This is a genomic window from Streptomyces iconiensis (genome assembly GCF_028657195.3).
In the GTDB taxonomy this organism is placed as follows: Bacteria; Actinomycetota; Actinomycetes; order Streptomycetales; family Streptomycetaceae; genus Streptomyces; species Streptomyces iconiensis.
This window is the reverse complement of record NZ_JANCPR020000002.1, coordinates 22,566-40,306: the sequence shown is the minus strand read 5'-3', so window position 1 is coordinate 40,306 and position 17,741 is coordinate 22,566. Positions and strand designations below refer to the sequence as shown.

The following is a 17,741-nucleotide window of genomic DNA, read 5'->3' as shown; positions in this document are numbered from 1 at the left end:
CAGTCCCGTTCACGTGGACGCGCTGAGCGGCGCACCCGCCGCACCCCTGCTCCGGCACACCCCGGCACGGGGCGGCGCCGCCGGTCCCGCTCTCGCCCTGACCCGGGACCAAGGTCCCGGTCGGAGCCGCCCTCCGTCACATCCCCGCGCGTCCATACGCCTCTGAGAACGGCCGGGCCACCGACCGTACGGTGGAGGCATCGGGGAAGCTGCCGATCAGTTGCTCTCGTGAACGGACAGAGGCCATGAACGCCGCCCGCACCACTTCGTGGCACATCGAACTGCCGCACTCACCCCCCGCGGCGCCCATCGCACGGGCCGTCGTGCGCAACGCGCTGACCGAGCTGGAGTCGGGCGTCGACCGGGAGACGGCGGAGCTGCTGGTCTGCGAGCTGGTGACCAACGCGGTCGAGCACACGCCCGATGACGCCGCGGTCTCCCTGACGGTGGCGGAACTGGGGGAGGGCGTGCTGGTCGAGGTGCGCGACCACGACCCCCGCCCCCTGTCGGGCCTGCCGGAGGAGGGGAAGCCCCAGCCGCTGGAGGAACTGGAACGCGACCACACCTCCGGCCTTCCCGAAGGCGCGGAGCCGCCCCGGAGGCCGCCCCGGAGGCCGCCCCGGAGTACACAGCCGTCCGAGGACACCACGGCACCCGAGCCGTCCGAGGCCCCCGAACCCACCGAGGTGCCCGAATCCGCCGAAGTGCCCGGACCCGCCGAGGTCCCCGAATCCGCCGAACCTGTCGAAGTGCCCGAACCCGTCGAGCCCACCGAAGTGCCCGAGCCCACCGAAGCGACCGCGCCCTCCGAGCCCTCCGAGCCCTCCGGGAGATCCGGCGCTCCCGAGGCGGCCCTCGACGAGCGGGAGTCGCTGGGCGCCGCGAGCCTGGCGGACATTCCGGAGGACGGGCGCGGGCTGCTGCTGATCCGTACTCTCAGCGCGACGTGCGGGAGCCGCGCGACCCGTCAGGGCAAGACCGTGTGGTTCACGCTCCGGCCGGAGTCATAGGCTCCGGGGCGCCTTCGCAGGCGCCGCGTCCCCGGCCAGGGCCAGCCGCGAGCGCTTGCGCGCGTACAGCGAGTAGAGCGCGGCGCCGACCAGCAGGAACACCGCGAACTGCGCCCACGTCAGCAGCGGCAGCCCGTACATCAGATACAGGCAGAAGGCCACGCCCAGCAGCGGCGCCACCGGGTAGAACGGCACCCGGAACCTGCGCGGCAGATCGGGGCGCGAGCGGCGCAGCGCGATCACGCAGATGTTGACCACCGCCATCACAGCCAGCGTGCCGATCACCGTCATGTCCAGCACCACGTCCAGCGGCACCACGGCTGCGGGGACGGCGAAGACGACGGCGACGATCCATGTGTTGGCGACCGGGGTGGACGTCTTGGGCGAAACGCGTTCGAAGACGCGGGGCATCAAGCCGTCGCGTGACATCGACATCAGGATGCGGGTCTGCCCGTACATCACCGCGAGCACCACGGAGGCGATGGCGACGACGGCGCCGATCGCGATGACCGTGCTGCCGAAGGTCGAACCCGTCGCGTGGTTCACGATCAGGGAGAGCGCCGCTGGCTTGCCGCCGACCTGCTCCCAGGGCATCGCGCCGAGCGCGGCGACCGAGACCAGGCAGTAGATCAGCGCGACGCAGCCGATGGTGATGAGGATGGCCAGCGGAACGTTCTTACGCGGGTTCTTGACCTCCTCGCCGGCCGTGGAGATCGCGTCGAAGCCGATGAACGAGAAGAACGCGAGCGAGGCGCCGGCCCCGATGCCGCCGATGCCCTCGGGCGCGAAGGGGGAGAGGTTGCCGGACTCGAAGGCGGTGAAGGCGATGGCGCAGAACAGCACCAGGATGCCGATCTTGATGACGGCCATCACGGCCGTTGCCCGCGCGCTCTCGCGTACGCCCCGCACCAGCAGTACGGCGGCGAGGAGCATCACGATCACGGCGGGCACGTTCACGACGCCGCCGTGTCCCGGTGCCTCGGCGAGCGCTGGGGGGATGCGCCAGCCGACGGTGTTGTCCAGCAGCTCGTTGAGGTACTGCCCCCAGCCGATGGAGACCGCCGAGACGGAGACCCCGTACTCCAGCAGCAGGCACCAGCCCACCAGAAAGGCGGTCCGCTCGCCGAGGGTGGCGTAGGTGTACGAGTACGAGCTGCCCGAGACGGGGATGGCGCCGCCCAGCTCCGCGAAGGAGAACGCGGTGAAGATGCAGGTCAGTGCGGCCAGAATGAAGGAGACGATCACGCCAGGGCCGGCCTTGGCGACGGTGTCCGACAGGCCGACGAAGATGCCGGTGCCGACGATCGCGCCGACGCCGAAGCAGACGAGCTGGAACGGTCCGATGGTGCGCTGGAGGCCGTGGCCCTCCAGGTCGGCGCCGGACTCGGCCACCAGCTGATCGGGGGACTTGACGCGCAGTCCGGTGCGGGGCATGGGGGGACTTCCAGGGTGGTGCGGGGGAGGGTGGGCGCAAAGGAAGGGTCCGGGCTGAGTGCCCGGACCCTTCGAGGCTTCGCTCATCCTATCCGCCGTTTATGCATGACCTCGCATTTATGCGTATGACTATGCACACACGGCGCGGCGGCCCTCCCGCCTCTGCGGCGCCGCGCCTCCTGCCTCTGCGGCGGCGCTCCCGCTTGCGCGGCGGCCCCCCGGCCTGCGCGGGCGGCGGCGCTCAGTCCTCCGTGGCCAAGGTGGCGACGAGAACCGCCTTGATGGTGTGCATCCGGTTCTCCGCCTCGTCGAAGACGACCGCGTGTGCCGACTCGAAGACCTCGTCGGTCACCTCCAGCGACTCCAGGCCGTGCTGCTCATATATCTCCCGGCCGACCGCGGTACCCAGGTCATGGAACGCGGGCAGGCAGTGCAGGAAGCGCACATCCGGCTTCCCCGTGGCACGCAGTACGTCCATCGTCACCGCGTACGGGTGCAGCAGTTCGATCCGCTCGCTCCAGACCGCCTTGGGCTCACCCATGGACACCCACACGTCGGTCGCCACGAAGTCCGCGCCGCGTACGCCCTCGGTCACGTCGTCGGTCAGCGTGATCCTGGCACCCGTGCGCTCGGCCACCTCGCGCGCCCGCGCCGTCACCGACTCCTTGGGCCACAGCGAACGCGGCGCGACGATCCGTACGTCCATGCCGAGCAGGGCGCCTGTGACCAGGTAGGAGTTGCCCATGTTGTTGCGCGCGTCCCCGAGGTACGCGAACGAGATCTCCTCCAGCGGCCGGTCCGGCGCGTGCTCGGTCATGGTGAGCACATCGGCCAGCATCTGGGTCGGATGCCACTCGTCGGTCAGGCCGTTGAAGACGGGCACGCCCGCATGGGCGGCCAGCTCCTCGACGACCTCCTGACCGCTGCCGCGGTACTCGATCCCGTCGTACATCCGGCCCAGCACACGGGCGGTGTCCTTCGCCGACTCCTTGAGTCCTATGTGGGAGCCGGAGGGGTCGAGGTAGGTGGTGGAGGCGCCCTGGTCGGCGGCGGCGACCTCGAAGGAACAGCGCGTACGCGTGGAGGACTTCTCGAAGATCAGCGCGACGTTCCTGCCGCGCAGCCGCTGCCGCTCCGTGCCCGCCCGCTTCGCGGCCTTCAGTTCGGCCGCGAGGTCGATCAGGCTCCGGAACTCCTCGGCCGTGAAGTCCAGCTCCTTGAGGAAGTGGCGGCCCCTGAGGTCTGCTGCCATGTCTTCGGCTCTCCTAGCTCGCTGCGTAGCGCTGCGTACTCCCATAGCTTTCCGTAAGCTTGGAAGTCTATACGACGTACCGAATCTCTATACGGGAGCGTGTGTCACAGTACGGGGTCCCGTTCCACCGGGCAGCTCATGCAGCGCGGCCCGCCCCTGCCCCGGCCCAGCTCGCTCCCGGGGATCTCCAGCACCTCGATGCCCTCCTTGCGCAGATGGGTGTTGGTCGTCGCGTTCCGCTCGTACGCCACCACCATGCCGGGCTCCACCGCCAGCACGTTGCAGCCGTCGTCCCACTGCTCCCGCTCGGCCGACCGTACGTCCTGCTTCGGCGTCAGCACCCGCAGACCGTCCAGGCCCAGCGCCGCCGCGATGGCCCGGTGCATATGGTCAGGGGCGTGGTCGGTCACCTTCAGCTCCGTCGGTGCCGAGCCCGGTTCGATGGTGTAGGAGCGCAGCATTCCCAGGCCCTCGTACTGCGTGAACGTGTCCCCGTCGACCATCGTCATCACCGTGTCCAGGTGCATGAACGCGCGCCGCTTCGGCATGTCCAGCGCCACGATCGTCCGGGCCGAACCCTGCGCGAACAGCCCGCGCGCCAGCATCTCCACCGCCTGCGGCGTCGTCCGCTCACTCATGCCGATCAGCACCGCGCCGTTCCCGATCACCAGCACGTCCCCGCCCTCGATCGTGGACGGATACGCGGCCTGTCCCTCCGACCAGATGTGGAACCCGTCGTCCGGTTCCGGGGCGGCGAAGAGCGGGTGGTGCCGGTAGATCGCCTCGAAGTGCACCGTCTCGCGCTGCCGCGCGGGCCAGCGCATCGCGTTGATCGACACCCCGTCGTAGACCCACGCGGAGGTGTCCCGCGTGAAGATGTGGTTCGGCAGCGGCGCCAGAAGGAAGTCGTCGGACTCCATCACATGGAAGCGCACCGAGTCCGGCTCCCCGCACCGCTCCTGGAACTCCCGCTTCGTCATGCCCCCGATCAGTGCCTCCGTCAGATCCGCCGTCGGCAACTGGTCGAAGGCGGCGCGCAGATGGTCCGTGGCCAGTGGCCCGTACTCCTTCTCGTCGAAGACGCGGTCCAGAACGAGCGCCCTGGCCACCGGAATGTCCAGCGCGTCGGTCAACAGGTCCCCGAACAGGTGCACCTCCACGCCCAGTTCACGCAACGTGTCGGCGAACGCGTCGTGTTCCTGGCGCGCACGGCGTACCCACAGGACATCGTCGAACAGAAGGTCGTCCTTGTTGGTGGGTGTGAGCCTCTTCAGCTCCAGCCCCGGACGGTGCACGATGACGCGGCGCAGCCGTCCGGTCTCGGAGTCGACATGGAATCCCATGCGCCCATCCTCGCGGAGCGACTCGAAGTGTGCTTGCGGAACGGGCGCCCGGTGTTGGGGGCGCCTGGTGTTGGGGGTGCCTTGCGGGGGCGGATGTCTTGCGGGAGCGGATGCCTTGCATGGGGGTGCCTGGTGTGGGCGTGGGGGTGTCGGGTGTGGGGGTGTCTCGCGGGGGTGGGGATCCGGGGGCGACCCTCGGTCAAGTGATTGGGATTTCCGATGATTGGGATTCCCATGTATATTCGCCGTGTGGACGATGCACGCGTGAACCTCGAACTGATCGATTCCCTGTTTGTCCTGCGCGACCGGATACAGGGCGAACTGAAGACCCTGCTCCGCGGACTGGAGCTGACCGACGCGCAGGCGGACGCGCTGTGGCGGCTCAGCGGCGAGAAGGAGATGACCGCGCGCCGCCTGGCCGAACGGCTGCACTGCGACGCGTCGAGCGCCACCTCCATGATCGACCGCCTGGAGAAGCAGGGACTGGTCCACCGGGTACCCCACCCGACCGACCGCCGCGTGAAGGTGCTTCAGCTCACCCCCGAAGGGTGCGCGCTGCGTGAGCGCCTCATCCGGCATGCCGTCGAGCAGTCCCCCTTCGCCCGCCTCGACTCCGACAGCCGACTGCGCCTGCACGCGCTGCTCCGCGAAGCGGCGGGGGAGGACCCGGCCGGGACGCGGGGCGACGACGGCGGTCACGACGCGGGGGAGGGGAAGGCATGAGTGCCGAGACCGTGGTCGTCACCGGGGGCGCTTCAGGGCTGGGGCTGGTGACCGCGCGCCACCTGGTGCGAGCGGGCAAGGACGTGATCCTCGTCGGCCGTGACGCGGCACGGACCGCCGCGGCGGCCGAGGGGCTGCGCGGCGTGGCCCCCGAGGGGAGCGCCGCCGCTCCGCCCCGTACATATACGGCCGATCTGTCCCAGTGGTCCCAAGTCCGGGACCTGGCAGCGAGGTTGGCCGCCGACGGCATACGTATCCACGTCCTCGTCAACAACGCGGGAGCGGCCTTCCCCCGCTATGAGCAGACGGCGGATGGTGCCGAACGCACCTACGCCCTCAACCACCACGCGCCGTTCCTGCTGACGCACACCCTCCTGGCGGCGGGCGCGTTCACCGCGGATGCCCGGATCGTCAACGTCTCCACGTTCGTGGAGAAGCGCGGCAGGCTCGACGCGCATGCCCCGGACGTCACCGGCACCTCATGGAAGAACCGCTTCTACTCCCAGCTCCACGTGTACGGGACCAGCAAGCTGCTCGCCCTCGTGGCAGCCGGCGAACTCGCACGCCGCCTGCCCGACGGCATGCGGATCTACAACGCGAACCCCGGCATGGTGAAGGGCACCGGCATGAACGCACACGCCGGGGGACTGATGCGGCTGACCGCTCCGCTGTTCCGGCCGTTCTCCCTCACGCCGGACGAGGGCGTGCGCACCGCGCTGTGGCTCGCCACCACCTCCCCGGCTCCGAGCCCGAACGGGGGCTTCTACACCAACTCCCAACCGGACACGCCCTCCCGGCCCGCCCAGGACCCGGCCCTCGCGCGCATCGTCTATGAACGGACCGCGTCTCTTCTGGGCGTCGAGGAGTTGGTGGGCGAGAAGTAGCCGCGGGGAGGCCGCGGTTGGGGCCCGTTGGAGCCGGTTCGCCTCTGCGGGGTCCTGACGCGGGGTCCTGATCCTGCGCGTGCTGGGTCCCTGCCTGTGCCGGGCCGACCTGTGCCGGGCCGACCTGTGCCGGTCCCGGGTGTGGAGGGTCCCGGATGCCGCCGGGTCCCGGTGTCGGGCTCAGGGGCGGCAGCCGGAAGTGGCGATCGGGAACAGCGAGAAGTCCCGCTCCCTCATGTCGAGGGAGCGGGACTTCATCGGAGCGCTGGGCAGGCCTTGCACCTGCATTTCCTCACGGGAAGTGAGGCGTCTTTCCTTGGACCACCAACGCCGGGCACAGCTACCGGAGTTCCGGGTTTCCGCCGCGCGCAAGATCAACTATAGGGCATGTGCGGCGGTGCTCGCCACGCCCGCAGATCACCTCGCGCTGCCCGGTACGGCTCGGGAGTTGATCACGGGCGGCGGGCGGTGGGCCACGGGTGGCGGTCGGCGGATGGGCGGAGGCGGGGAGGTGGGCGGCGGAACGCGGGTGCCGCCCGCGCGCCGGATGCCTACTCGCTGTGCATGATCTGGATCAGGTTGCCGCAGGTGTCGTCCAGAACCGCGGTGGTGACGGGGCCCATGGGCAGCGGCTCCTGGGTGAAGCGCACCCCCAGCGCGCTCAGCCGGTCGAACTCCGCGCGCACATCGTCAACATCGAAGGCGGCGGCCGGGATGCCGTCCTTGACCAGCGCCTCCTTGTACGGCTTCACCGCGGGGTGGCCGTCGGGCTCCAGCAGCAGCTCGGTTCCGTCGGGGTCCTCCGGCGAGACCACGGTCAGCCACCGGGCCTCGCCCAGCGGGACCTCGTGCTTCTTCAGGAAGCCCAGTACGTCCGTGTAGAAGCGCAGGGCCTTGTCCTGGTCGTCGACGAAGACGCTGGTCAGGTTGATCTTCATGGGGTGCTCTCCGGTGTGTCGGGCCTGAGCCATCGGGTCACGATGCGCTCAAGGGGTTCGGTCTTCAGGGTGTGGAACTTGTAGCGGCCCTGGCGCCGCGAAACGACCAGACCCGCGGACTCCAGTACGGCCAGATGCTGGCTGATCGCCTGGCGTGACAGCCCCAGGCCGTGCTTGGTCACCAGCCGCGTGCATATCTCGAACAGGGTCTGGTCGTCCCGTTCCGCCAGTTCGTCAAGGATCCTCCGGCGGGTGGGGTCGGCCAGCGCCTTGAAGACGTCGTCCGCCATGGCCAGCACCATAGGCGCGGCAGCGCACCATAGGCAAGTGGCGGCTTGCCTATCAAGTGAGGCGCTCCGCCGTCGCCTGTCCCGCCGTTCCTGGGCGAAGGGTGTCGTGCCGCCCTCAGCGCCGTAGCCCGCCCTCAGTGCCGTAGGCCGGACCAGTGCCGTAGCCCGGTCCGGTGCCGTAGCCCGGTCCGGTGCCGTAGGCCGGTCGCGTACGCGCACCCGCCGCGACTGCCCGCGTACGCGCACCCGCCGGGCCGCCCCGCGTCGCACCCGCCGCGACGCCTCGCGTACGCGCCCACGCTGGGCCGCCCCGGGTACGCGTACAAGCCCGGACGCGACGCCCTCACGCAACCGCGCGGCAGCTCACAGCGCGGCGGCCAGTGCCGCGATGCCTTCCGGGCCCACCCGGCAGCAGCCTCCGACCAGCCGCGCCCCGGCGGCGACCCAGTCGCGTGCGAGGGCCGGCGCGACGGCGGGTGCGAACGTGGGGGCGCCGCTCCAGTGGTGGCGGGCCGCGTCCCAGCCCTCGCCGCTGTTGGGGTAGGCCACCACCGGCTTGCCGCCGGTGGCGCGCGCCGCGGTCTCCACGGCGTGCGGTACCTCTTCGGCGGCGCAGCAGTTGACGCCGACCGCGAGTACCTGGTCATTTCCCTGGGCGAGCGCGAAGGCTTCGGCGAGGGGCTGCCCCGCACGGGTACGGCCTGCGGCAACGGTGTAGCTCAGCCACACCGGGACTCCGCACCCCTCCACGGCGCGCAGCAGCGCCTCCGCCTCGTCCATGTCCGGCACCGTCTCCAGCGCGAGCACATCGGGCCCGCCCTCCAGCAGCGCTTCCACCCGGGGGCGGTGGAAGTCCGCCAACTCGCGCACACTCAGCCCGTACCGGCCCCGGTACTCACCCCCGTCAGCCCGTACAGCGCCGTACGGGCCCACGGAACCCGCCACCCACACGGGGTCAGGCGTCGTGGCGCGGGCGGCGGAGCGGGCCAGTTCGGTGCTGCGGCGAAACAGCTTCCGGGCCTCCCCCCACCCCCTCCCCCCGAACCCCCCGAATGACGCCTGGTAGCTGCTGGTGATCAGCACCCGCGCCCCTGCCCGTACGTACGCCGCGTGTGCGGCCTCGATCTCCCCGGGTGCCTCGGCCAGCAGCCGGGCCGACCACAGTTCGTCGGAGAGATCGCAGCCCTGCGCCTCCAACTGGTTGGAGAGCCCTCCGTCCAGCAGGACGACACCGCGCGCGAGCGCGTCGGCGAGCGGGGTCGCGGGGCCGTCGGTCATCGGGTCTCCTTCGTGGACCCCCCCCGTGCGGGAGCGCGGGGAGGAAGCTCCCGCGGAGCGGGGACACTCGAAGCGCTGTCAGGCGGTTCGGCGGCTCCGGCTCCACCAACGCCCCTGCTCCCGGCCGGAGTCCGGACGACCGCAGGCCGCCGCCCTGGGAGCCTCCCCGCTTCCGTCAGAAGGGTGCAGCGGTCAAGGCAGCTTCGACTGCACCTGGTCCGCGATCAGCTCCAGGTGGTCAAGGTCGCTCAGGTCCAGCGTCTGGAGGTAGACGCGGGAGGCGCCCAGTTCCCCGAACCGACCGATCTTGTCGACCACCTCGGCTGGCGTCCCCGCCAGACCGTTCTCCTTCAGCTCCTCGACCTCCCGCCCGATGGCGGCGGCCCTGCGGGCCACCTCGGCGTCGTCCTTGCCGACGCACGCGACCAGCGCGTTCGAGTACACCAGGTCGGACGCAGCGCGGCCGTGCTCCTCGGCCGCCGCGCGGACCCGCCCGAACTGCCGCTCGGTGTCCTCCAGCGAGCCGAACGGCATGTTGAACTCGTCCGCGTAGCGCGCCGCCAGGCGCGGGGTGCGCTTGGCGCCGAACCCGCCGACCAGTACCGGGATCCGCTCCTGGTGCGGCTTGGGAAGGGCGGGGGAGTCCTTCAGCTGGTAGTAGGAGCCCTCGTAGGTGAACTTCTCGCCCACCGGTGTCTCCCACAGCCCGGTGATGATCGCGAGCTGCTCCTCCAGCCGCCCGAACTTCTCCTTCGGGAACGGGATCCCGTACGCCGTGTGCTCGTCCTCGTACCACCCCGAGCCCAGGCCGAAGTCGATCCGGCCGCCCGACATCGCGTCGACCTGCGCCACCTGGATGGCGAGCGTGCCAGGAAGCCGGAAGGTGCCCGCCGTCATCAGGGTGCCCAGCCGGATACGGCTGGTCTCGCGGGCGAGCCCGGCGAGGGTGATCCAGGCATCGGTCGGGCCCGGGAGCCCGTCCCCGTCGCCCATGGCCAGATAGTGGTCCGAGCGGTAGAAGGCGTCGAAGCCGAGTTCCTCCGTGGCCTTCGCGACCCGGAGCAGTGTGTCGTAGCTTGCCCCCTGCTGGGGCTCGGTGAAGATTCGCAGTCGCATGCCCTCCATCTTGCCTCGTGACCTTCCGTGCCCTGCCACGCACCGGGGTCGTTGGCGGGGCCGGAGCCGGGCCGGCCGGCTCAGGCGGGGAGGACGGCACGCCCCCGGACGACGCGGCGCCCGACCGGGTCCAGATCCCCGGACCTGTGGGCCCCGCGCCACCGGAGCCCACACTCCAGGGCCCCACACTTCCAGGCCCCACACTCCCGGGCTGCGCGCTCCCGGGCTGCGCGCTCCCGGAGCCCGCACTCCGGGGCCCACGGGTCACGCCTCGTCTCCTTCCTCCGTCTGCCTGCCGCCGGGGTGACCCGGGCCGTGCCCGTCGGCCGGGCTCCCCGGTGGGGCCGGCTTCCTGTGGCCTTTCCGCCTGGTTCACGCCACGCTCCCGCGTTCGCGCATCGCCAGTCTCCGCAGGATGCCGACCACCCGGTCCGCCGACTCGTCCGCCGCGTCGATCGCCTCGATGCACTGCCAGTACAGCGCCTCGTCCTCGGCCGAGACCGCCACTCCCACCAGCGCCACCCCCGATTCCCCCAGCAGCCCGCCCAGATCATGCAGGGCACGCCGTGGGTCCTGGATCATGGAAAGTCGTGCGGCCCGCACCCCGCCGGCGCGCAGCGCCGGGTGGTGCAGTGAGCCGCACGCCCTGCTCCCCGCCTCGCTCAGCCCGAGTGCCTCGGACCGGACGGCGGGTGGACCGCTGATCGCGAGATGGCTGCCGACCGCCTCGGCGAGTGCCTGTGCCTGCCAGGACTCCGCGACGATGTCCGGCACGGCAGCGCTGAGCGCAAGTGCCTGCCGGGTGGCCGCGATGAGCCGTACAGCATCCATCTGCCTTCCCCCTCACTGGTCGCTACCCAGCGTGACTGTCAATGGCCAGCTCCGCCAGGGGGGTTCGGATTTCTGTGGACAAAAAGGGTCGTGTGGATAACTTCGTCACTCCATAGAGTGACCGTTTCCGGAGGTCGGGAAACGCGTTTCGTTCCTCTCGATCTTTGCTTCCAGCGCGGCGAGCGCGTCGACGCCCAGGACTTCGCAGAACTGGAGCAAGTAGGCGAGGACATCGGCGACCTCGTCCTCGACCCGCGCGGCCGACGCACTGTCCGCCATCACGCGGGCCGACTGGTCGGGGGTCAGCCACTGGAAGATCTCGACGAGTTCGCCCGCCTCGACGCTCAGCGCGGCGACCAGGTTCTTCGGGGTGTGGTACTGGCCCCAGTCGCGCGCCGCGGCGAAGTCGGCCAGTCTGCGCTGGAGTTCCGCGACCGTACGGCCGCCGTTCTGGTTCTGGAGGGAATCGCTCACGGCCCCAGGTCTACCAGGGACACACGCGCAGTCCGGGCCCGGCCTGTACGCGGCACCCAGACGTACGGTCCCGGCGGCGCCCCGCACGGTGCGGCCGACGCGGAAGCCGCCCCTCCCCGTCGTGGCGTGTCTCCTGCGGAACGTATGCGGAGGGTCCGCCGCGTGCGCCGGCCGCCGAAGTCCTCTCCCCGCGCTCGCCGCAGCCGGGCCCGGCGAGGGCCTCGTGCGTCTCCAGGGCCGTCGAGCCTCGTACGTCTCCAGGACCGTCAACCTGCCGTTGCCGTTGCCGCTGCCGCCGCCACTCGGCCCCGTGCCGGGGCCGGACGCACGCCGCTGTGCGGCGGACCGTTCCGGTCTGCCTCGCCTCGCCCGAAAGGGCGAAGTGGCGCCCCGTGCAAGGGGCTTGGTAACCAGCCACATCTATCGCGTACTCGTGACGGCAGTCACGAAGCGGTGATACGTTCCGGAAGTGGCCCGCGAGCCCGGCCGAGGTACCCACACCGACGGAGGCCCCGTGATGAGCCCGTTCACCGGATCCGCGCAGCGCACGGCTGACTGGCAGCACCTGCGCGTCAGCCACGACGACGGCGTCACCACCGTCACCCTCGCCCGCCCAGAGAAGCTGAACGCGCTCACCTTCGAGGCGTACGCGGACCTGCGCGACCTGCTCGCCGAGCTGTCCCGCGAGCGGCACACCCGGGCCCTCGTCCTCGGGGGAGAGGGCCGCGCCTTCTGCTCGGGCGGCGATGTGGACGAGATCATCGGCGCCACCCTGGAGATGGACACCTCCCGGCTGCTCGACTTCAACCGCATGACGGGACAGGTCGTACGGGCGCTCAGGGAGGCACCCTTCCCCGTCGTCGCCGCCGTGCACGGGGCCGCGGCGGGAGCGGGCGCCGTGCTCGCGCTCGCCTCGGACTTCCGCGTCGCCGACCCCACGGCGCGCTTCGCGTTCCTGTTCACCAAGGTCGGCCTGTCCGGCGGAGACATGGGCGCCGCCTACCTGCTGCCCCGCGTCGTCGGCCTCGGGCACGCCACCCGCATCCTGATGCTCGGCGACCCCGTACGCGCTCCCGAGGCCGAACGCATCGGGCTCATCAGCGAGTTGACGGCCGAGGGCGAGGCGACCGGCGCCGCCTCCGCGCTGGCGCGGCGGCTCGCCGACGGGCCGGCGCTCGCCCACGCGCAGACCAAGGCCCTGCTCACCGCCGAACTCGACCTGCCGCTCTCCGGTGCCGTCGAACTCGACGCGGCCACCCAGGCACTGCTGATGCACGGCGCCGACTACGCCGAGTTCCACGCCGCCTTCACCGAGAAACGGCCACCCAAGTGGCAGGGAAAGTGAGCCCCCGGTGAACGCCGCACCGGCCGCAGCGCCCGCCCCCGGACCACCGGCACGTGCGGGACGCCCGCTGCGGGTCGCCGTCATCGGCGGCGGACCCGGTGGCCTCTACGCGGCCCTCCTGCTCAAGCGGCTCGACCCCGCGCGCGAGGTCACCGTCCACGAACGCAACGCCCCCGACGACACGTTCGGCTTCGGCGTCGTGCTGTCCGACGAGACCCTCGGCGGCATCGAGAACGCCGACCCCGAGGTGTACGCGACGCTCAACTCCCGGATGGTCCGCTGGGACGACATCGACGTCGTACACAGGGGCCGCACCCTCACCTCCACAGGGCACGGCTTCGCCGCGCTCAGCCGCCGCACCCTGCTCGCCGTCCTGCACGCGCGCTGCCGCGAGCTGGGCGTCACCCTCAGCTTCCGCACCCCCGCGCCGCCCGCGGCCGAACTCGCCCGCACACACGACCTGGTGATCGCGGCCGACGGCGCCGGCAGCGCCACCCGTACCGCGCACGCCGGGGTCTTCCGGCCGTCCGTGGCCACCCACCGCTGCCGCTACATCTGGCTGGCGGCCGACTTCGCGCTCGACGCCTTCCGCTTCGAGATCGCCGAGACCGGGCACGGCGTACTCCAACTGCACGCCTACCCGTACGCGGGCCCGTCGCCCGACTCCCCGCACGGCGCCTCCACCGTCATCGTCGAGGCACGCGAAGAGGTGTGGCACGCCGCCGGATTCGACGGGATGGACGAGCGTGCCTCGGCCGAGCAGTGCGCCAAGCTCTTCCCCGACACCCTCGGCGGACACACACTGCGCGGCAACAACTCCCAGTGGACGGCGTTCCGTACGGTCGTCAACGAGCGCTGGTCGCACGGCAACATCGTGCTCCTGGGCGACGCCGCGCACACCGCGCACTTCTCCATCGGATCCGGCACCAAGCTCGCCGTCGAGGACGCGCTCGCGCTCGCGGCCTGCGTACGCGAACAGCCCGGGCTGCCCGAGGCGCTCGCCGCCTACGAGGCCGAACGGCAGCCCGTCGTACGCTCCACACAGCGCGCGGCACTGGCCAGCCTCACCTGGTTCGAGGAACTGGACGGGTACGCGGAGCAGCCGCCCCACCGGTTCGCCTTCAACCTCCTCACCCGCAGCCGCCGCGTCACCCACGACAACCTCAGGCTGCGCGACCCCGCCTTCGTCACCGCGACCGAACGCGAGGCCGGCACACCCGAGGGCACACCCCCGATGTTCACGCCCCTGCGGCTGCGCGAACTCACCCTGCGCAACCGCGTCGTGGTCTCTCCCATGGACATGTACAAGTCGCGCGACGGCGTCCCCGGCGACTTCCACCTCGTCCACCTCGGTGCCCGCGCCCTCGGCGGCGCCGCGCTGACCATGACCGAGATGGTGTGCGTCTCACCCCGTGGACGCATCACCCCCGGCTGCGCGGGGCTGTGGACGGACGAACAGGAGGACGCCTGGCGCCGCGTCGCCGCCTTCGTCCACGAACAGTCACCCACGGCGGCACTCGGCCTCCAGCTGGGCCACTCCGGACGCAAAGGGTCGACCAAGCTCATGTGGGAGGGCATCGACGACCCGCTGCCCGAAGGCAACTGGCCCCTGCTCGCACCCTCACCGCTGCCCTACAGGCCCGGCGTCAGCCAGACACCGCAGGAGCTGGACAGGGCAGGACTCGACGCCGTACGCGAGGAGTTCACCGCCTCGGCGCGGCGCGCCGCACGCGCGGGATTCGACCTGCTCGAACTCCACTGCGCCCACGGCTACCTGCTCTCCGGCTTCCTCTCCCCGCTCACCAACACCCGCACCGACGCCTACGGCGGCAGCCTGGAGGCGCGGCTGCGCTACCCCCTGGAGGTCTTCGACGCCGTCCGCGAGGTGTGGCCACGCGAGCGGCCCATGACCGTACGGATCTCAGCGACCGACTGGGCCGAGGGCGGCACCACGGGTGAGGACGCGCTGCGCATCGCCGCCGCCTTCGCCGAGCACGGCGCCGACGCGCTCGACGTGTCCACCGGACAGGTCGTGCCGCACGAGCGCCCCGACTTCGGCCGCTCCTACCAGACCCCGTACGCCGACCGGATACGCAACACCCTGGGCGTGCCCGTCATCGCCGTCGGCGCCATCTCCTCCTGGGACGACGTCAACTCCCTCGTCCTCGCGGGCCGCGCCGACCTGTGCGCCCTCGCACGCCCCCACCTCTACGACCCGCACTGGACCCTCCACGCCGCGGCCGAACAGGGGTACGCGGGACCCGGAGCGCCCTGGCCCCAGCCTTACCAGGCAGGCAGCCGCAAACCACCCGCGGGCCGCACCGAGGCACCCAAACCGCGCCTCGCGCTGTGACCGCTCGCTGACCGCCCGCTGATGGCTCTTCGCCGCTGACCGACTGCTCCGCGACCGCCCGCTGACTGCTCTCCGGCCGCCGTCCGATTGCTCTGCGACCGCCGTCCGAGCAGGTGCGCCCGTACCGCCCGCCCGCATACCGCTTGGTATGTACTCCCCGTAGGGCGACGCTGCCCGCTGCCGGACTAGTCTGGGCCCGCTCCGTCACCCCCCTCGCGGGGCGGAGCCGTCACGGAGAGGGGAAGACCGTGTCCACCCATCAGCCGCCCGAACTCGTGCTCGTCCACAGCCCGTTGACCGGTCCGGGCACGTGGCAGCCGGTAGCCGAGGTGCTGCGGCAGCACGGCCGGAAGGTGAGCCTCCCCTCGCTGACGACGGCGCTCACCGCGGGAGGGCCCTACTACCCCGCGCTCGTCTCCGCCGCTGCCGGGCAGGCACGTCTCGGAGAACAGGGCGCCCCCGTCGTACTCGTGGGCCACAGCGGAGCCGGGCCCCTGCTGCCCGCGCTCGCCCGGAGCGCGGCGCGCGCCAGGACCGTGGCAGGCACGGTCTACGCCGACGCCCAGCTGCCACACCCCGGGCGCAGCTGGCTCGAAGAGGCGCCGCCCGAACTCGCCGAGCAGATCGCCGGACTGGCCGCCGGAGGCCAACTGCCGCCCTGGAACACCTGGTTCCCCGCCGACGTCATCGCGCACGAGCTGCCCGACCCCGCCGTACGCGACAGGTTCCTCGCGGAGATCCCCCGCGTGCCCCTGGCCTACCTCGGTGAACGCGCCCCCGAAGCCGCCACGGACCCGGACCACGCCCGCACCGCCTACCTGCGGCTGAGCGGCCAGTACGAGGCCATGGCCGTACGGGCAGAGGCCAACGGCCACCGCGTGCTGCGCCGCACCTCGCACCACCTGGGCCTCGTCACCGACCCGGAGGGCACGGCGGTGGCACTGGAGAAGCTGGCCGACGGCTTCCCCCCTGCATGAGGGGAACTCCGTGCCGACCGGGTGCCGGGGCCGGTTGCGGACGCCTCTTCGGCGATCTGCGTGCGCGGCGTCCACCGGAACTGCCCGCTCCACCTCCACGACGGAGGGCATGGCGGCCGGTCCGCCTTCTCACGTGCTGCGCCACGCCGTGATGGTGCAGCGCCGTGGTGCCGCTGCGCCGCGGGGGAGCGGGGTCGCGCTGCCGGGTGCGGGGGAGCGCCGTACGGTGGAGGTATGTACGCGCGAAGGCGGCGCCGCTACTTCACGATGATGGCGATCTGCGTGGTGCTCTTCGTCAGTGCCTGGGCTTTTGTGCGCCTGTGGTCCGTGCCTGCGGCCATCGGTATGTGTGTGGTTGCCATGATCATCCCTCCGCTGGCCGCGATCACGGCGAACAAGCGGGAGTCCGACGACCGGTGGTGGGACGAGCCACCGCCACCCGAAGGCCGCGACAGCACTGACGGCGCCGGCGACCCGGGCGGCGAGGGTGGCCGTGACGCCGGCGGCGGGACCAGGCGCAGCGGCGGGCGGCACTGACGCGCCTGGTCAGGGCGCCCGACCGGGCTCCCGGTGGGGCCGGGAGCCGGGGGCCGGGAGCCGGGTACCCGGGCCCCTATGGAGTCGGGAGCCGGGCAGGGGCCGGCGCTGCGGGGGGTGGCTGGAGTGCCCGCACGTACTCCCGTCCCGCGTCCCGCAGCTTCGCGTGCAGCGAGAAGAAGACCTCCGCAGCACGCTCGCCGGGCCACGGCTGCGGCAGCAGCGCGGGCGGCAGGCCGGGGTCGGCGTAGGGCAGCCGGCGCCAGGCGTCCAGCGCGGGCAGATAGTCGCGGTAGGCGGCCTCGGGCGGGATCTTGCGGCGCCGCGCCCAGGTCCGCAGCACCGGTTCCTGCGCCTCCAGGAACGACCGGTGCCGGTGCGCGATCGTCTCCAGGTCCCACCAGCGGCCCACGGACTCCGCTGTCGCCCCGAAGCCCAGATGGGAGCCCCGGAACAGGTCCACGTACGCCGTCAGGTCGAGGCGGGCGAGCGTGTGGCGGGTCTCGTCCTCCAGGTGGGACGGCGCGATCCAGACACCCGGAGCCGCGTTCCCGAAGCCGAGCCGGGTCAGCCGGGAGCGCAGCACATGGCGCCTCTGGCGTTCGCTTTCGGGGATGGAGAAGACAGCCAGCAGCCAGGTGCCGTCCGGTGCGGGGCGCGAGTAGATGCGCCGGTCGCCGTCCTCCAGCAGCTCACGCGCGGCCCCGGAAGGCCGGTACCCGGCGGCCTTGCTGCCCGGCCTGTCCGCCGTCAGCAGCCCGCGCCGTTTGAGCCGCGAGACGGCCGAGCGCACCGAGGGCGGGTCGACTCCCACGGCGCCCAGCAGCCGGATCAGCGCCGCGACGGGCACCGTGCCCGCGTCGGCGAACCCGCGCCCGTAGGCGCCGTAGAACGTGAGGATGAGAGAGCCGGGAGAGTGCCTGGGAGTCGTCGGGGACGAGTGCTGTGCCACGCCC

Annotated in this window: 17 protein-coding genes; 7 read left to right on the top strand and 10 right to left on the bottom strand. The window is 71.7% G+C overall.

Going from position 1 to position 17,741, the window contains the following annotated elements; translation table 11 throughout:
- The first annotated feature begins 245 nt into the window (after positions 1-245).
- Complete coding sequence (locus NMN56_RS43170; protein WP_430542443.1) at positions 246-1,010, top strand: hypothetical protein; 765 nt, start codon at positions 246-248, stop codon at positions 1,008-1,010.
- On the opposite strand, the gene NMN56_RS01865 is transcribed toward NMN56_RS43170, so the two are convergent.
- The 3 genes from NMN56_RS01865 to NMN56_RS01855 form a co-directional block, all read right to left on the bottom strand.
- On the bottom strand, positions 1,005-2,444 hold the full coding sequence (locus tag NMN56_RS01865; RefSeq protein WP_274043664.1) for an amino acid permease: 1,440 nt from the start codon (positions 2,442-2,444) through the stop codon (positions 1,005-1,007). The two genes, NMN56_RS43170 and NMN56_RS01865, sit on opposite strands and share 6 nt — an antisense overlap.
- 241 nt (positions 2,445-2,685) lie before the next feature.
- Entirely contained in the window at positions 2,686-3,696 is a 1,011-nt protein-coding gene (argF, locus tag NMN56_RS01860; RefSeq protein ID WP_274043665.1) for an ornithine carbamoyltransferase, read from the bottom strand.
- 104 nt (positions 3,697-3,800) lie between these two features.
- Positions 3,801-5,039, bottom strand: a complete 1,239-nt coding sequence (locus NMN56_RS01855) for an arginine deiminase (RefSeq protein ID WP_274043666.1) — start codon at positions 5,037-5,039, stop codon at positions 3,801-3,803.
- A gap of 249 nt (positions 5,040-5,288) precedes the next feature.
- Between NMN56_RS01855 and NMN56_RS01850 the strand changes: the two genes are divergently transcribed.
- Both NMN56_RS01850 and NMN56_RS01845 read left to right on the top strand, forming a co-directional pair.
- On the top strand, positions 5,289-5,762 hold the full coding sequence (locus NMN56_RS01850; RefSeq protein ID WP_274043667.1) for a MarR family winged helix-turn-helix transcriptional regulator: 474 nt from the start codon (positions 5,289-5,291) through the stop codon (positions 5,760-5,762).
- Positions 5,759-6,646: an SDR family NAD(P)-dependent oxidoreductase gene (locus NMN56_RS01845; RefSeq protein ID WP_274043668.1), complete on the top strand. Its 888-nt coding sequence runs from the start codon at positions 5,759-5,761 to the stop codon at positions 6,644-6,646. The genes NMN56_RS01850 and NMN56_RS01845 overlap by 4 nt, the downstream gene beginning before the upstream one ends.
- A 551-nt stretch (positions 6,647-7,197) precedes the next feature.
- Here NMN56_RS01845 and NMN56_RS01840 read toward each other — a convergent pair.
- The 6 genes from NMN56_RS01840 to NMN56_RS01815 form a co-directional block, all read right to left on the bottom strand.
- On the bottom strand, positions 7,198-7,584 hold the full coding sequence (locus NMN56_RS01840; RefSeq protein ID WP_274043669.1) for a VOC family protein: 387 nt from the start codon (positions 7,582-7,584) through the stop codon (positions 7,198-7,200).
- Positions 7,581-7,874: an ArsR/SmtB family transcription factor gene (locus tag NMN56_RS01835; protein WP_274043670.1), complete on the bottom strand. Its 294-nt coding sequence runs from the start codon at positions 7,872-7,874 to the stop codon at positions 7,581-7,583. The genes NMN56_RS01840 and NMN56_RS01835 overlap by 4 nt, the downstream gene beginning before the upstream one ends.
- A 363-nt stretch (positions 7,875-8,237) precedes the next feature.
- Complete coding sequence (gene mmuM, locus NMN56_RS01830) at positions 8,238-9,152, bottom strand: homocysteine S-methyltransferase (RefSeq protein ID WP_274043671.1); 915 nt, start codon at positions 9,150-9,152, stop codon at positions 8,238-8,240.
- 192 nt (positions 9,153-9,344) lie between these two features.
- Positions 9,345-10,268, bottom strand: coding sequence for an LLM class F420-dependent oxidoreductase (locus tag NMN56_RS01825; RefSeq protein ID WP_274043673.1), 924 nt, complete (start codon positions 10,266-10,268; stop codon positions 9,345-9,347).
- 372 nt (positions 10,269-10,640) lie between these two features.
- Positions 10,641-11,099, bottom strand: coding sequence for a DUF6099 family protein (locus tag NMN56_RS01820; RefSeq protein WP_274043674.1), 459 nt, complete (start codon positions 11,097-11,099; stop codon positions 10,641-10,643).
- A 105-nt stretch (positions 11,100-11,204) separates the two neighbouring features.
- A complete protein-coding gene (locus NMN56_RS01815; RefSeq protein ID WP_274043675.1) occupies positions 11,205-11,573 on the bottom strand; it encodes a nucleotide pyrophosphohydrolase in 369 nt (122 codons plus the stop codon).
- Positions 11,574-12,090: 517 nt separating this feature from the next.
- Here NMN56_RS01815 and NMN56_RS01810 point away from each other — a divergent pair.
- The 4 genes from NMN56_RS01810 to NMN56_RS01795 all read left to right on the top strand — a co-directional run bounded on the left by NMN56_RS01810 (position 12,091) and on the right by NMN56_RS01795 (position 16,785).
- On the top strand, positions 12,091-12,918 hold the full coding sequence (locus NMN56_RS01810; RefSeq protein WP_274043676.1) for an enoyl-CoA hydratase family protein: 828 nt from the start codon (positions 12,091-12,093) through the stop codon (positions 12,916-12,918).
- 7 nt (positions 12,919-12,925) lie between these two features.
- Complete coding sequence (locus NMN56_RS01805) at positions 12,926-15,271, top strand: bifunctional salicylyl-CoA 5-hydroxylase/oxidoreductase (protein WP_430542442.1); 2,346 nt, start codon at positions 12,926-12,928, stop codon at positions 15,269-15,271.
- A 248-nt stretch (positions 15,272-15,519) separates the two neighbouring features.
- Complete coding sequence (locus tag NMN56_RS01800) at positions 15,520-16,248, top strand: hypothetical protein (protein WP_274043677.1); 729 nt, start codon at positions 15,520-15,522, stop codon at positions 16,246-16,248.
- Between the two features lie 234 nt (positions 16,249-16,482).
- The gene (locus tag NMN56_RS01795; RefSeq protein ID WP_274043678.1) at positions 16,483-16,785 is read left to right on the top strand and encodes a DUF3099 domain-containing protein; all 303 of its coding nucleotides are present in this window, start codon (positions 16,483-16,485) and stop codon (positions 16,783-16,785) included.
- A gap of 76 nt (positions 16,786-16,861) precedes the next feature.
- Here the strand turns inward: NMN56_RS01795 and NMN56_RS01790 are convergent, their stop codons facing one another.
- A complete protein-coding gene (locus tag NMN56_RS01790; protein ID WP_274043679.1) occupies positions 16,862-17,737 on the bottom strand; it encodes a PaaX family transcriptional regulator in 876 nt (291 codons plus the stop codon).
- Positions 17,738-17,741: the final 4 nt, after the last annotated feature.